This is a genomic window from Sporosarcina sp. Y352, assembly GCF_056786535.1.
In genome coordinates this window covers 244672-259160 of record NZ_JBXCJE010000004.1, presented here as the reverse complement: position 1 = coordinate 259160, position 14489 = coordinate 244672, and the positions used below count along the sequence as shown (strand labels likewise).

At 43.0% G+C, this 14489-nt stretch carries 13 protein-coding genes; 10 read left to right on the top strand and 3 right to left on the bottom strand.

Annotated features, from left to right (window positions below; translation table 11 throughout):
* The first annotated feature begins 34 nt into the window (after positions 1-34).
* Complete coding sequence (locus AC1TO6_RS08810) at positions 35-448, top strand: VOC family protein (protein WP_482101227.1); 414 nt, start codon at positions 35-37, stop codon at positions 446-448.
* A gap of 120 nt (positions 449-568) precedes the next feature.
* Positions 569-1660 carry an alpha-hydroxy-acid oxidizing protein gene (locus AC1TO6_RS08805; RefSeq protein WP_482101226.1) on the top strand — a complete coding sequence of 364 codons (1092 nt, stop codon included), beginning with the start codon at positions 569-571 and terminating at the stop codon, positions 1658-1660.
* 92 nt (positions 1661-1752) lie between these two features.
* On the opposite strand, the gene AC1TO6_RS08800 is transcribed toward AC1TO6_RS08805, so the two are convergent.
* Positions 1753-3111: a sodium-dependent transporter gene (locus AC1TO6_RS08800; protein ID WP_482101225.1), complete on the bottom strand. Its 1359-nt coding sequence runs from the start codon at positions 3109-3111 to the stop codon at positions 1753-1755.
* Positions 3112-3419: 308 nt separating this feature from the next.
* Here AC1TO6_RS08800 and AC1TO6_RS08795 point away from each other — a divergent pair, with 308 nt between their 5' ends.
* A complete protein-coding gene (locus tag AC1TO6_RS08795; protein ID WP_482101409.1) occupies positions 3420-3467 on the top strand; it encodes an SEC-C metal-binding domain-containing protein in 48 nt (15 codons plus the stop codon).
* Between the two features lie 39 nt (positions 3468-3506).
* Positions 3507-3674 (top strand): hypothetical protein, encoded by a 168-nt coding sequence (locus AC1TO6_RS08790; protein ID WP_482101224.1) that lies wholly within the window; start codon positions 3507-3509, stop codon positions 3672-3674.
* A gap of 147 nt (positions 3675-3821) precedes the next feature.
* Here the strand turns inward: AC1TO6_RS08790 and AC1TO6_RS08785 are convergent, their stop codons facing one another.
* Together AC1TO6_RS08785 and AC1TO6_RS08780 are read right to left on the bottom strand one after the other, a co-directional pair.
* Complete coding sequence (locus AC1TO6_RS08785; RefSeq protein ID WP_482101223.1) at positions 3822-4622, bottom strand: TIGR00266 family protein; 801 nt, start codon at positions 4620-4622, stop codon at positions 3822-3824.
* Positions 4623-4719: 97 nt separating this feature from the next.
* Positions 4720-5607, bottom strand: coding sequence for a TetR/AcrR family transcriptional regulator (locus AC1TO6_RS08780; protein WP_482101222.1), 888 nt, complete (start codon positions 5605-5607; stop codon positions 4720-4722).
* A 231-nt stretch (positions 5608-5838) separates the two neighbouring features.
* Between AC1TO6_RS08780 and AC1TO6_RS08775 the strand changes: the two genes are divergently transcribed.
* The 6 genes from AC1TO6_RS08775 (at position 5839) to AC1TO6_RS08750 (ending at position 14043) form a co-directional block, all read left to right on the top strand.
* Positions 5839-7377: a DHA2 family efflux MFS transporter permease subunit gene (locus AC1TO6_RS08775; RefSeq protein ID WP_482101221.1), complete on the top strand. Its 1539-nt coding sequence runs from the start codon at positions 5839-5841 to the stop codon at positions 7375-7377.
* A 171-nt stretch (positions 7378-7548) separates the two neighbouring features.
* The gene (locus tag AC1TO6_RS08770) at positions 7549-8592 is read left to right on the top strand and encodes a YecA family protein (RefSeq protein ID WP_482101220.1); all 1044 of its coding nucleotides are present in this window, start codon (positions 7549-7551) and stop codon (positions 8590-8592) included.
* 182 nt (positions 8593-8774) lie between these two features.
* Positions 8775-10253: an aldehyde dehydrogenase family protein gene (locus AC1TO6_RS08765; protein WP_482101219.1), complete on the top strand. Its 1479-nt coding sequence runs from the start codon at positions 8775-8777 to the stop codon at positions 10251-10253.
* A gap of 24 nt (positions 10254-10277) precedes the next feature.
* Entirely contained in the window at positions 10278-11444 is a 1167-nt protein-coding gene (locus AC1TO6_RS08760) for a saccharopine dehydrogenase family protein (protein WP_482101218.1), read from the top strand.
* A gap of 36 nt (positions 11445-11480) precedes the next feature.
* On the top strand, positions 11481-12671 hold the full coding sequence (locus AC1TO6_RS08755) for an acyl-CoA dehydrogenase family protein (protein ID WP_482101217.1): 1191 nt from the start codon (positions 11481-11483) through the stop codon (positions 12669-12671).
* A gap of 190 nt (positions 12672-12861) precedes the next feature.
* The gene (locus AC1TO6_RS08750; protein WP_482101216.1) at positions 12862-14043 is read left to right on the top strand and encodes an aminotransferase class I/II-fold pyridoxal phosphate-dependent enzyme; all 1182 of its coding nucleotides are present in this window, start codon (positions 12862-12864) and stop codon (positions 14041-14043) included.
* Positions 14044-14489 lie beyond the last annotated feature (446 nt).

Below are 14489 nucleotides of genomic sequence, written 5' to 3'. Positions count from 1 at the left end.
AAAAGTATATTTCTACTAAAGGAGGAAAAACAATATGAAAGGTGCAGTCATTCCTTATTTAACTTTCTACGGAGAAGGAAAAGAAGCGGCTGAATTATATACAAACGTATTGGGGCTTGAGCAAGTCAAAATACAGAAATACTCGGACGCTAATTTCCCACACCCACCAGAAGCGGCGGATTATCTCCTTCATTGCCATTTGAAAAAAGGTGATTTTCAAATCATGCTTGCCGATTCTGCGGACAAGCCGGTTGAACGCAGTAAACATGGGCTAACACTGCTCATCGACTGTGAAAGCGAGGATGAGGCGAATCGTATATACAACGGACTAATTGAAGAAGGAAAAGTGCTAATGGAACTGCAAGATATGTTCTGGGGATCGAAGTACGGAAAAGTGAAGGATAAGTTTGGTTTTACGTGGGATTTGAACTTTGAGAAAGACAGCTGACTGTTAAAATAGTCAAACGGAAGGCATCTGAAATCAGCCCCTTCCGTTTTTTTATTGTCAGAATGGCTTCATAATCGACTGGGTAACTGTGAGTGGAAATTGGAAGGAGTGGAATAGGATTTGAAGGATGAAAGTGCATTGGAAGTGAAGGCCAGGGAGAAGTTAAGGAATGTGGCTTTCGACTATATTGCTAGAGGCGCAGGGGAAGAAGCGACAATGAAGGCAAATAGAGAAGCCTTTAATAAGTGGCAAATCCGTCCCCGTGTGTTGCGTGATGTATCGGAACGCGATTTTTCAATTTCACTATTTGGGCAGAAAATACAATCCCCTTTACTGCTTGCGCCAATCGGTGTGCAGAAAATTGCCCATCCAGAAGGTGAACTTGCTTCAGCAAGGGCGGCCGCTGGCATGGGCATACCTTATATTGTGAGCAGTGCGTCTTCATATTCGATGGAAGAAATTGCGAAGGAAATGGGAGATGGCCCACGCTGGTTTCAGCTCTATTGTTCGCTTGAAGAAAGCGTGACGGAAAGTCTTGTCAAACGTGCAGAAGCATATGGTTACTCGGCAATTGTCATAACTGTGGACACCCCGATGCTTGGCGTCCGAGAGGCAGATCATATAAATGACTACTCCCCGCTCAGTGAAGGGAATGGAAGTGGAAATTACATAACGGACCCGGCGTTTTGCAAACTGCTGGACAAGTCCCCGGATGAAGACAAGGAAGCGGCATATGTAAAACAAATTGAAATTATCGACCGCCCGAGTTTGAACTGGGAAGACTTACGAAAAATCCGGAGTTTTACTACGCTGCCTATTTTGCTGAAAGGTATTTTACATCCCGCGGATGCGCAGCTTGCAATGGATTATGGGGTTGACGGGATTATCGTATCCAACCATGGAGGTCGCCAGCTAGATCATTGCATCGCCTCATTGGACGCCCTCAAAGATATCAGTGACGTGGTAAAAGGGCGTATTCCTATATTGTTGGACAGTGGAGTCCGGCGCGGGACGGATGTATTGATAGCCTTGGCACTTGGTGCGGATGCTGTCTTGCTTGGCCGACCGTATATTTATGGATTGGCAGATGAGGGGGAAGTAGGGGTTGAGCGTGTAGTCGCCCAACTTCTACATGAACTTGATGTGTCGCTTGCACTTACAGGTGCGAAATCCATTCTTGAATTGGATGATTCAATTCTAGTTAGAAGATGAAATGTAAAAAAATGGAAGGTCCTTGGTTGGGGACCTTCCGTTTTTGATTTATCGGCTTCTAGTTGAGTTCGTCACCCAACAAATAACTCTTACTAGTTTGCAAACAATTTAAAGACACCTAGCGCATCTAGGAAAACAATAATGATTGCGACAGGAGTAAGATATTTTAAAAGGTAGAACCAAATGTTGAAAAAGATCTTCCCAACTTTCGAACCTTGCTTCATTTCGTCAAATAATTCCGTTTTAGATATCTTTAATGGAATGAAGATAGAAATCAGTAATGCACCAAGGGGCATCAATATGTTGCTCGCTGTAAAGTCAACTAAGTCAAATACCGTTTTATCGAAAAATTTCACATCGCTCATTACTCCGTACGATAAAGAAGATGGAATACCAACGATGAAAATAGCCATCCCAATAATCCAAGTGAATTTCTTACGTTTAGAAGGATTGTTTTTTGTTAACGTCGCAACGATAATTTCTATCATTGAAAAAGCTGAAGTTAAAGCTGCGAATAGGAACAAAATCAAGAACGCAATGAAAAATAACATACCAAAGGGCATTTGATTGAACACTGCTGGTAAGACTGAAAAGATCAATGTCGGTCCAGCATCTGGTTGCATTCCAAATGAAAATACGCCCGGAAAAATAGCAAGGCCTGCTAACAGAACAACGGCGATATTCATTGAAATGATGGAAATCGCAGAGCTCGGCAGATTTTGTGTTTTAGGAAGGTAAGAAGCATATGTAACCATGACCGATACACCTAAAGAGAGCGTGAAGAAGGCCTGTCCCAAAGCGAATAAAATCGATTCTGAGGTCAGTTTTGAGAAATCGGGAACAAGAAGGAACCTAACACCTTCCATAGCACCGTCTAAGCTGAGAGATCGGATAACGATGATGACAAATAAAATAAGAAGTGTGGGCATCATGAATTTACTTGTCTTCTCTATGCCTTTTTGAACACCTTTGGCTACGACAACAATTGTCAACACTATGAATATCAGTTGACCTGTCAATGTAGAGATAGGCTCCGAAATAATATCGTCGAACAATGGTCCAAATTGATCTGGCGAAAGTCCTGCAAGTTCACCGGTTAGCGCTTTAAATAAGTAGAGGATAATCCATCCACCAATAACGCTGTAAAATGACAAAACTAAAAAACAGGTAACAACACCTATGATTCCAGTTATATGCCAACCTGATTGGGGTGCAAACTTTTTATAGGTCGTAATGGCATCGCTTTGGCTTTTACGTCCGAGAATAAATTCCCCGACTAAAAGAGGGAAGCCTAATAATAGTATGAATAACAAAAAGACTAGGAGAAATGCACCGCCTCCGCCTGTTCCGGCTACATAAGGGAATTTCCAAATGGCACCTAAGCCGATAGCGGAACCGGCAGCTGCTAATATAAATCCTATTTTTGATTTCCAATGTTCTTGTTGAGGCATATGGTCAATCCTTTCAATTCTTTACTTTATCATGAAGGTCTTACATTATCATGTTTCGATTAAAGTTGCATAAGATTATTCAAGAAATGCTTATAAAGGCTGAAATCACTTCATTTTAAAAGCATCGCCCTTTCCTCCTTTTTGAAAACTACTTGCCTTCATTATATCTGTCAGACGCTACAAATTCGACTAAACAGTTAGGTTGAAATAAATTCCATCTTTAATCATATCAGTCCGACAAACAGACATCTGTCTAATATGATTAAAGAAAGAAATAGTCAGAATGCATCTACTAGGGGGAGAATTAAATGATCGGACGAAACGACCTATGTTCTTGTGGTAGCGGCAAGGAATAAAAGAAGTGTTGTGGATCGAAAGGGACAGATCTTGTTGTTATGATTGTCAACGAAGAGCTTGACCGCGTGCTCGTCGGTTATTTTAATCAACACCCGAAAGATGCTGATCGCTTAGAAATGATGAAAATGATGCGAGAGTGGGCGAACCGCCTTTCCGGTGAACCAGGAAGCGAAGAAGAAGCAAGATATAAATATGGCTGTTATTGAATGGCGTTAAGTAAACTTATTTGTGTGATTGATTACAAAAAAGGGTTGCCTCATCAGTCGGAAATAGACTTTTGAGACAACCCTTTTTCAATGTCGGCTTATTACTATGGAGACTAAATGACTAAGTATTATTGGTTGAAAACTAAACTATTTTTTTCCGCCGAGCAAATCGAACAAGCCGCCGGTTATACTGCCTTCACCGACCGATTTTCCACCAGGTACTTGCGGTGCAGCTGCAAAAACACGACTTGCAAGTCTTGAGAATGGTAGCGATTGAACCCAAACCGTCCCCGGACCACGCAGAGTTGCGAAAAAGAGACCTTCGCCGCCGAAAAGCGCCGTTTTTACACCTTTCACCATTTCGATGTTATACCCAACGTCATGTGTCATTGCCACAAGACACCCTGTATCCACACGTAATACTTCACCTGGGGTAAGTCTTTTCTCGATAATCGTCCCTCCAGCGTGAATGAATGTCATGCCATCTCCTTCAAGTTTTTGCATAATAAACCCTTCGCCACCGAAGAAACCAGTACCAAGTTTACGCTGGAATTCAATGCCAACAGATACCCCTTTTGCAGCAGCAAGAAACGCATCTTTTTGACAGATGATTTTGCCGTTATGCTGACTTAGATCCATCGGAATGATTTTTCCGGGGTAGGGGGAGGCGAAGGAAACATGCTTCTTTCCTGAACCGTTATTCGTAAACGTCGTCATAAAAAGACTCTCGCCAGTCAACATCCGTTTTCCGGCACCCATCAGTTTCCCCATAATCCCTCCGCCTGAAGAACCCGAACCGTCACCGAAAATGGTCTCCATATCGATACCGTCTTCCATCATCATAAGAGCGCCAGCTTCTGCGACAACCGTTTCCTTGGGGTCAAGCTCAACCTCTACAAATTGCATATCGTCGCCATGTATTTTGTAATCGATTTCGTGGTTGTTCATCGTTTCTAATTCCTCCCTCAAATGAAGTCCTTTTCTACTTAGCTATACGAGAGTAGCGAGGAAAAAGTTTCAAAAAGGTAATGGGCCAGTATTCTAATTATCTAATGGTATCTGTATATTTCCAAACTCTGTGAGCGAGCTCTCGAGCTTCTGATTCATGGTCAGTCCCTGAATAAGCTTCCCGAAAAGAGTGAATAATAGATTCAAGGACGAATAAGCGGGGGTTTTCTGAACTTAGTTCATCAACTAGAAATTGAACATATTGTTTACCTGCAGGGCATGTATCGTCACCAGCAAGTAAATCCAAAAACCCTCTTAGTCGTTCAAGTAATTGCTGTTTATCTTCAATTGGACTAATTTCATCACTTCTCATTATTGAAAATATATCTTCCTCAAAAAATGTATCTTTTGTACTGATTATAGCCGGAAACATTGAATCGGTTCTCCGCAATAAGTAATTTATTAGCTTTGTTGCATCAATTTCTTCCGTTGAAATAGTGGACCATGCGTTTGACATCAGGTGCATCATTCCAAACAGCATCACCGCAAAGTCGGTTGCGTAAGGAGTAGATTCCTTGCCATACACATCCACCAGACGTTTTTTTAACCAAGAAAGCTCGTCGAGGAGCATGTCCCTAAGGAATCTTTTTAATTCCTGATCACCTGAATGAAAAACTGCCTCAAAAATCGGCAACACGTTTTTTTCGCGATTGACATGCATACGTATTATAATCTGTTCAACCAATATGTTTTTATTTGACAGGTCCTGATCGATTAGCAATTCATGTCTTCTGACAGACGCTTCATCGCGCGCATTCTCAAGTATCGCCATAAGGCATTCGTTCTTGGACGAAAAGTAATTGTAGAAAGTCCCTTTTGAAATGCCGGCTTCATCTAAAATATCTTGAACAGACGAAGTGGAAAATCCTTTATTTATAAAAATTCGCTGTGCTGTCAATAAAACCTGACGTTTACGCTTATTCATATAATCACCTATATTCTATAGTTGTTGGATCTAATGATTTTGGTCGATATATAGTGAGTTCTTCATTAAGGTGAGAGTGATTTTATACTACCAGTATATTTATATGATAACTCCAAAAGGTTATAACATCAATGAAATAAAGTTTTTTTCTATGAAAGCGTTTTCGTTAGTTGCTCTTTTTGGACTATCAGTATAAAATGATGAGTATGCTGTACTATGGGTGCAAATTAGATGATTTATATATTGGTAGGGGGAAGTAAAATAGATATTGAAAAAATGCACGAAAAACCGCCTTATGGTATGATAGCGATTTTGTTTATTGGTACATTCGTAGCGTTTCTGAATAATACACTGTTAAATGTTGCTTTGCCAACGATAATGACAGAGTTTAGTGTTAGTCCATCTGAAGTGCAATGGCTAACTACCGGTTATATGCTTGTGAACGGTATCATGATTCCGGCTAGTGCTTACTTTGTACAAAAATTTACGAATAGGAAATTATTTTTATCAGCAATGACTCTATTTACAATAGGTACATTGATAGCGGCTATTACGCCGACATTTGGTTTGTTGATAGTTGCCCGCATGATTCAGGCATCTGGATCGGCAATGATGGTGCCTTTACTGATGAATATCATGCTGACGGCATTCCCGGTTGAACGCCGTGGAGCTGCAATGGGTATGTTTGGGCTAGTCATGTTTACAGCGCCTGCAATCGGGCCAACCTTATCGGGATGGGTTGTTGAACATTACACATGGCGTACGCTTTTCTTAATCGTATTGCCTTTTGCGATTGGTACGCTTGTTTATGCGATCTTCAAGTTACGTAATATTACACCAAACCGCGATGTTAAGTTGGATGTATTCTCCCTTGTTTTGTCGAGTATCGGTTTTGGAGGCCTGCTTTATGGATTTAGTTCGGCAGGGGATAAAGGATGGTCATCACCAATTGTTTACGGAACGATTACAATTGGGGCATTGTCACTTATTGCATTCGTCGTACGTCAACTCCGTATGGATGAACCGATGTTAGACTTCAAGATTTATAAGTATCCGATGTTCGCACTCTCTTCGGCTATTTCGATAGTCGTGTCAGTAGCCATGTTTTCGGCAATGATTCTTACACCGCTTTACGTACAGAACGTCCGCGGTATCGGTCCTTTTGAAGCGGGCATACTGATGCTCCCAGGTGCAGTTCTAATGGGAATCATGTCCCCGATTACGGGTAGGTTATTTGATAAATACGGTGCGCGTGCTATGGCTATCATCGGCCTCACGATTACGATTGTTACGACATTCTTATTAAGTAAACTCGGTTTAGAGTCTGGTTATTATTACATTATGGTAGTCTATACGATTCGCATGCTAGGCATGTCTTTAGTGATGATGCCGGTCATGACGAACGGATTGAATCAGTTGCCGATGATTTCGAATCCGCACGGTACAGCTATGAATAATACGTTACAACAAGTTTCAGGTGCAATTGGTACGGCAATCCTTATGACCATCATGACGAAAAGGATGGAAAGTACGGGTGCAGATTTGGCTGCAGAAGCTGCGACTTCCGGAAATGCTCCGGCGACTGCAGAAGGGCTTGCATTGTTGCAACAACAACTTGAATCGAAAGCAATGCTTGAGGGAATCAATTACGCCTTCTTGGTGTCAACTGTCGTTGCCTTTGTTGCATTGCTGCTAACGTTCTTCATAAAAAGGGTTACACCGCCGAAGAACGATACGTCCTATAAAGAAGCATTGAAAGACCAAAAATAAGCTGTAGATTAATATGTGCTCCGCATGGGTATTCCTATACCTAAGCGGAGTTTATGTGTTTCTGGTACAATTAAGAGATAAGCGGGATTTTCTTGAAAGGGATAGTAACCTAAAATGCCTACTGGGCTGGTTAATTGTGGTCCTATAGATTTAGAAAAAGGTGTGAGACGAATGATTGGAAGAAATGATCCGTGTCCATGTGGCAGCGGAAGAAAACATAAAAAGTGTTGTTCGGGGAAAAATGATGTTTCTCTAGAGGTGCTTATTGATGAGGAACTTGAGCGCATTGTCTTTGGTGCATATGAACAGGCAACAAGTCCGGCAGATATGGCAGAGTTTGAAAACCACAAAAGACTGTGGAATAGTAAACTCGGTAAGCTGATGGCAACGGATGACATTGAAGAGACGGTTAGTGAATACTTCCTATTTATTGCACGTCGTGATCTCTGGAAGCGTCATCTCCTTAAAGTGATGAATAGTCCGGTGCGAGAGTCGGTTCGATCCGTTTTGGAATTATGGAAAGATCCTTTTGTCCTGTTTGGTAAAGTGAAAGAGGACCGGGAAGGATATATTGTTGTCGAAGAAGTACTAGGTAACAGGACATTCAAACTGGAAAAGAATCAAGGCATGCAAGTGGAAGACCATTCATTCATTTTTGGCGTCGTATTGCCTGACAATCGCGATCTGGAAAATGATATTTATGTGATTTCATCTTTAATGTTCATTAAGGATCTGAATGGTTCAATTGAAAAACAGCTAGTTGAACTCGCGGAGTCTAGCGGATTTGAAAAGAGTCTTGAGTTCTATAAAGAGCATATGACGGATATCTATGAAATTCTATTGACTAGAGATTCCCGTACGATTAACGAACTGATAGAACATGACTTTACCCCAGTTCAGCAAGAGGTCATTGAGATTCTGGATACTGTACTTGAACAAAGAAGTAGTTCTCAAGATGCACGTGACCTACTGAAGAATATTGCAGTTACATACTTCTTGAAGGAAAAGCCTAATTTCAGAAAAGCAGGAGTAATCGCTGCTGCAGTATACTTCGTTACGGTCGATTTAGGAATTATGGATGAGGTAGCTTTAACGAATGCAGAAATTGCTAAGCTGTTTGGTGTGTCGACTAGTTCTATGACTAAACATGCAGATAACATTCGTGAATTTGTTCTTGATATGTACGAGAGAAGCCAGGAAAAGGCTGTGGAATAATTTGGTTTTTAGCATGAAAAGCATTTAAGATGAATAGGATAGAAGTGGATTAACCCTGGACGGGAAAACATGTCCGGGGTTTTAATTTTCGTGAAAATAAAAGGGATATGATGGTAAACGTCGAATTATATATAATGAAAGCGGTTTCATTAACTGCGTGTAACGGAAAGGGGAATGTTGCAATGCAACTGAACAATTACATCGGGGGTTCTTGGCAGGAAGCTGGGGGGGCGGCTTATACCGCAGTCAAAAATCCGGCAAATGGTACAGAACTGGCGCAAGTAAGGTTATCGACTAAGGAAGATGTGAGTCTTGCGGTAAAGTCGGCGAAAGAGGCTCAGAAAAAATGGGCACTCGTTCCCGCACCTAAACGTGCAGACTTTTTATATGAAATTGGACGAATTATGAAAGAGAAGAAAGAGCACTTGTCACAAGTGTTGACGAAAGAAATGGGGAAAGTAATCGAAGAGGCACGCGGAGAAGTTCAAGAAGGTATTGACATGGCGTTTTACATGGCAGGTGAAGGTCGCCGCATGTTTGGAGAAACGGTGCCTTCTGAGCTTCAGGATAAGTTCGCGATGAGTGTCCGTGCACCAATTGGAGTTGTTGGACTTATTACACCTTGGAACTTCCCTGTTGCAATTGCGACATGGAAATCGTTCCCCGCAATTGTTGCGGGTAATACATTCGTTTGGAAGCCAGCTACGGAAACACCGATGATGGCTTACGAAATGGCGCTTATTTTTGAAGAAGCAGGACTTCCTGCAGGCGTTGCAAATATTGTTTTTGGATCAGGTTCAGAAGTTGGAACAGCGATGATTGAACATCCCGATGTCCGTGTAATTTCATTCACTGGTTCAACGGAAACAGGTCGTCATGTTGCAGAAATGGGCGGTCGTCATCTGAAAAAAGTATCCCTTGAAATGGGCGGAAAAAATGCAGTCATTGTAATGGATGATGCTGATATTGACCTTGCAGTTGAGGGGATTCTTTGGAGTGCTTTCGGTACGGCGGGTCAGCGTTGTACAGCATGCAGCCGCGTCATCGTGCATAAAGATGTGAAGAAGGAACTCGAGCAGAAATTGGTGGAAGCGATGAAGGTGTTAACCATTGGTGATGGATTGGATGAATCTGTGAAAATTGGACCGGTCATCAATGCAAAAGCACTTGATAAGATTCATGGTTATGTAGGTATTGGCCAGGAGGAAGGCGCGAAACTTCTTGTAGGTGGAAATGTATTGACTGAAGGGGCACTTGCAGAAGGCCATTATTACGAACCGACGCTATTTACAGACGTGAAGTGGGACAGTCGAATTGCGCAAGAAGAGATTTTTGGTCCTGTCGTGTCACTGATTGAAGTTTCAAGTCTCGATGAAGCCATTGAAGTAAATAACAGCGTGAAGTTTGGTCTTTCCAGTTCGATTTTCTCGCGTGATGTCAATAAAGTATTCCGTGCACAGCGTGATTTGGACACGGGAATCGTCTATGTGAACGCTGGGACATCAGGCGCTGAAATCCATCTGCCGTTCGGTGGGACAAAAGGGACGGGTAACGGTCACCGCGATTCCGGTGTTGCGGCACTGGATGTCTTTACGGAATGGAAAAGTATTTATATAGATTTCAGCGGGAAATTACAGCGCGCTCAAATTGACACGGAATAATTCTTAGCGTAAGGGGATGGGGAAATGAAGGTTGTTATACTCGGTGCAGGTTTAATGGGGAAAGAAGCAGCACGCGATCTCGTAAAAAGTGACGACGTCGAAAGAGTATATTTAGCTGACTTGAACGTTAGACAGGCAGAGGGTTTTGCGGAAGAATTGATGTCCGACAAGCTTGATATCCTATTACTTGATGCAAAAAACGATGAGCAATTAAGTGATGTGATGGCCCTAGGAGATGTCGTCATCAACGCGCTTTTCTATACGTTCAATGAGAAGGTGGCACGCATTGCTGTCGACATCGGCGTCCATTCCATCGATCTTGGCGGGCACATCGGGGGCGCAACAGATGCAGTGCTCGACCTCGCTGATAAGGCGGTTGCAAAGGGTGTGACGATCATTCCGGATTTAGGGGTAGCACCTGGAATGATTAATATTCTTACCGGCTACGGGGCAAGTAAACTGGATAAAGTCAATTCCATCAAATTATATGTCGGAGGAATTCCAGTAAAACCGGAACCGCCGCTTAATTATAATGTCGTATTTTCATTGGAAGGCGTGTTTGATCACTATACGGATCCTTCCCATGTTATTCGGAATGGCCAACTGTTGGAAGTCCCATCATTATCCGAAATCGAAACCATCATTTTTGATAAATACGGCGAACTCGAAGCATTCCATACGTCAGGTGGTACGTCGACATTGACGGAGTCGTTCCCGAACGTCGATACGCTAGAATACAAGACAATTCGCTACAAAGGGCATGCTGAGAAGGTCCAGCTGCTTGTCGACCTAGGATTACTATCTAGGGACAATGAAGTGACTGTAGGTGGCAATAAAGTAAAGGTGCGAGACGTTATGCGAGAGCATTTGTCACCGCGGCTTCTCCTGGGGAAGAAATCCGATGCAGTGTTGCTACGTGTTATCGTCAGTGGTGAAAAAAGCGGCATGCCGGTGACCTACGAATACGATCTTATAACTGAAAAAGATATGGCAGTGAACGAGACTGCAATGGCACGGGCGACGGCGAATACGGTTTCCATCGTTGCGCAAATGATAGGAAATGGCACGATTACTAAACGAGGTGTCCATCCTCCAGAAAACATCATACCTGGTGAATTATATATTAAAGAGATGAAAAAGCGCGGCGTCGTTATTGAAGAAAGTATCGAATCGAACCAAGCGCACATTTGATTAGAAACTGCGTGATTTGGAAAGGGGGATGGGGAAGTGGACTTCGGATTTACGGTTGAACAGAAAATGTTGAGAAAAACTGCGCGCCAATTCGTGGATGCAGAGATTATGCCGTATATCCAAAATTGGGATGCGGATGGCGGATTCGACCCGGCAATTTGGAAGAAGCTAGCAAATCTTGGTTTCATGGGGGTTTGTATTCCTGAACAATATGGCGGCAGTGGGATGGATTACAATTCACTTGCTATCTTGTGTGAAGAATTGGAGCGAGGCGATACGGCTTTTCGGACCGCGGTATCAGTCCATATCGGTCTAAACTCGATGAGTCTAATGCAATGGGGAAATGAAGAGCAAAAGCAGAAGTATCTTGTGCCGCAAGCAAAGGGTGAGAAAATCGGTGCATTCGGATTGACGGAGCCTAGTGCGGGATCTGACGTCGCGGCGATGGCGACAACTGCCGTTCGTGACGGGGGCGATTATGTATTGAATGGTCAAAAAACGTGGATTTCCCTTTGTGATGTAGCGGATCATTTCCTCGTTTTCGCCTACACGGATAAAACGAAAGAGCACCATGGCATCAGCGCATTCATCGTTGAACGAACGACGCCAGGTTTTTCATCGAAAGCCATCAAAGGGAAGTACGGTATCCGTGCAGGCAATACGGGCGAATTGTTTTTTGAGGATATGCGTATCCCGGCAGCGAACTTGTTAGGGGGAGAAGGTGACGGATTCAAGATTGCCATGGCTTCCCTTGATAATGGGCGCTTCACAGTCGCTGCGGGAGCAGTCGGTTTAATCATGGGCTGTCTCGAGGAAAGCGTGAAGTATTGCCATGCCAGGGAGACATTTGGTAAGGAAATCGGCAGACACCAGCTCGTCCAACAAATGATCGCCAATATGGAAGCGGGCTATCAGATGAGCCGTCTTCTCGTCTACCGGGCCGGAGAAATGAAAAACAAAGGCTTACGCAATACACGCGAGACGTCGCTAGCGAAATGGCAGTCATGCGATTTTGCCAATAAAGCGGCGGACGACGCAGTACAAATCCACGGCGCTTATGGCTATTCGGATGACTATCCAGTCGCTAGGTTCCTGCGCAACTCAAAAGCGCCGGTTATCTACGAAGGGACACGTGAAATTCATACAATTATGCAGGCGGAATATGTACTTGGATACAGGGAAGACAAGAAATTGAGCAAAATGCTACCGGAATGGCCGTTTGAGTGAATAGGGAAATCCTGATGTGCTAAATGCATCAGGGTTTTTTCTTGGGAAATTGTTAATCTAATTACCTTATAATGAAAGGCTACGAAAGATGAGGTATAATCATCTTTTCTAGCCTTATTTACAATAGTGCCAAAGTTTATGATAAACTAACTCTTGAAATAACTAACTCACAAATAAGGAGAAATGTCATATGAAAGTCGAGTCTTCATTTAAAGTAGAGCCTGCCTTAAAAATGTCTATCTTTTCGCCGGCAATTTTCGGTGATTTAAGAGCGGCTGCTAATGCGAAAAAAGCTACCGGTACCGAAGTTTTTGATTTGAGTTTGGGTAGCCCTGATCTCCCGCCTGATGAAAAGGTCAGAAAAGTCTTATCGGAACAAAGTGCGTTGGCAAGTACATATGGTTACACTTTAGGCGGTACAAAACGCTTTAATGAGGCGGTCGCTAATTATTACCAACGACGTTCGGGCGTTACATTAAACCCGGAAACGGAAATCATCCAAACGATGGGATCTCAGGAAGGACTTGTCCATCTGCCTTTTGCTTTCTGTAATGAAGGAGATTTTGTGCTAACAACGAATCCGGCTTATGTAGCGTATGAAGCGGGCATTAAGCTTGCGGGTGCAGTTCCATATGAGATGCCATTGTTAGCGGAAAATGGTTTTTTGCCTGACTTGGACGCCATTCCAGAAGAAATTGCACAAAATGCTAAATTGCTCATTTTGAATTTACCGGGAAATCCTGTTCCGGCGATGCCGAGCCTGGCGTATTTTGAGAAAGTGGTAGCTTTCGCAAATAAATATAATGTCATCGTGCTTCATGATGCAGCCTATTCCGAATACTATTTCTCGGGTGATTCTCCGATCAGCTTTTTATCGACACCTGGTGCAATGGAGGTCGGAATGGAAATTAATTCATTATCTAAAAGCTTCAGCCTAGCGGGTGCCCGTATTGCTTATATCGCCGGCAACGCAGAGATGGTGGGTATTATGAAACAGCTTAAATCGAATCTGGATTACGGTACGTTCGGTCCGATTCAGGAAGCTGCAATCGTTGCTCTCGATAATGCCGAAGAAATTACGGATCGTTTGCGGGAAGAGTTTTCAGCGCGTCATAAGGTTTTAATGAAAGGTATGGAGGAAATTGGATGGTCAGCCACTCCGTCAAGCGGCGGCATGTTCGTCTGGGCAAAGTATCCGTATGAGATGGATGACAAGGCCTTTGTTTTTCATGTGATTGAACAATGTGGCGTCGTCATGGTTCCTGGTAGTATCTTCGGCACAGAAGGCGCCGGTTTCGTCCGGTTGGCTCTTGTTCAGAAGGTGGACGTGATAGAGAAAGCGATTGATCGGTTACGGAGTTTAAGTATGTAAGTAGAAGAAGGTTAGCGAGGGGCGGAGATAACCGTCCTTGCTAACCTTTTTATATGGATTTTATTTAGATGGAATGAATTAGATTTCCTGCTAATACCGCTTCTGCGCTGAATAGTCCATGTTAGAAAGCGTATTTCGATATCTATCATTGCGAAGGAGATTAATAAAAGTCCCGATACAATGGCTAGAATTAGAAATTCTACTAATACCGCTTCGCCGCTTTGTGGATGCCTCCCGCGATAAGCCGGAAAGAAGAGCACTTTCAGTCTTATCGCTCCGGCTACCACGTAGACGCGCCTGCGCTGGATGGTCTATGTAAGAAAGCACATTTCGTTATCGGGTATTAGACCTGCAGCCTATTGTATGACTTTCTTCAATGAAATTAGTTTCAAATAGTAATCACATTATAATCTCAGTCCATACAACTCAAAATCAAAATTCTCCCG

What these genes read in the sequence shown, in the direction of transcription:
- AC1TO6_RS08770 (WP_482101220.1), top strand. Translation starts at nt 7,549, where the DNA reads ATGATTGGAAGAAATGATCCGTGTCCATGTGGCAGCGGAAGAAAACAT.
- AC1TO6_RS08790 (WP_482101224.1), top strand. Translation starts at nt 3,507, where the DNA reads ATGATTGTCAACGAAGAGCTTGACCGCGTGCTCGTCGGTTATTTTAAT.
- AC1TO6_RS08810 (WP_482101227.1), top strand. Translation starts at nt 35, where the DNA reads ATGAAAGGTGCAGTCATTCCTTATTTAACTTTCTACGGAGAAGGAAAA.
- AC1TO6_RS08750 (WP_482101216.1), top strand. Translation starts at nt 12,862, where the DNA reads ATGAAAGTCGAGTCTTCATTTAAAGTAGAGCCTGCCTTAAAAATGTCT.
- AC1TO6_RS08765 (WP_482101219.1), top strand. Translation starts at nt 8,775, where the DNA reads ATGCAACTGAACAATTACATCGGGGGTTCTTGGCAGGAAGCTGGGGGG.
- AC1TO6_RS08785 (WP_482101223.1), bottom strand. Translation starts at nt 4,622, where the DNA reads ATGAACAACCACGAAATCGATTACAAAATACATGGCGACGATATGCAA.
- AC1TO6_RS08775 (WP_482101221.1), top strand. Translation starts at nt 5,839, where the DNA reads ATGATTTATATATTGGTAGGGGGAAGTAAAATAGATATTGAAAAAATG.
- AC1TO6_RS08800 (WP_482101225.1), bottom strand. Translation starts at nt 3,111, where the DNA reads ATGCCTCAACAAGAACATTGGAAATCAAAAATAGGATTTATATTAGCA.
- AC1TO6_RS08780 (WP_482101222.1), bottom strand. Translation starts at nt 5,607, where the DNA reads ATGAATAAGCGTAAACGTCAGGTTTTATTGACAGCACAGCGAATTTTT.
- AC1TO6_RS08760 (WP_482101218.1), top strand. Translation starts at nt 10,278, where the DNA reads ATGAAGGTTGTTATACTCGGTGCAGGTTTAATGGGGAAAGAAGCAGCA.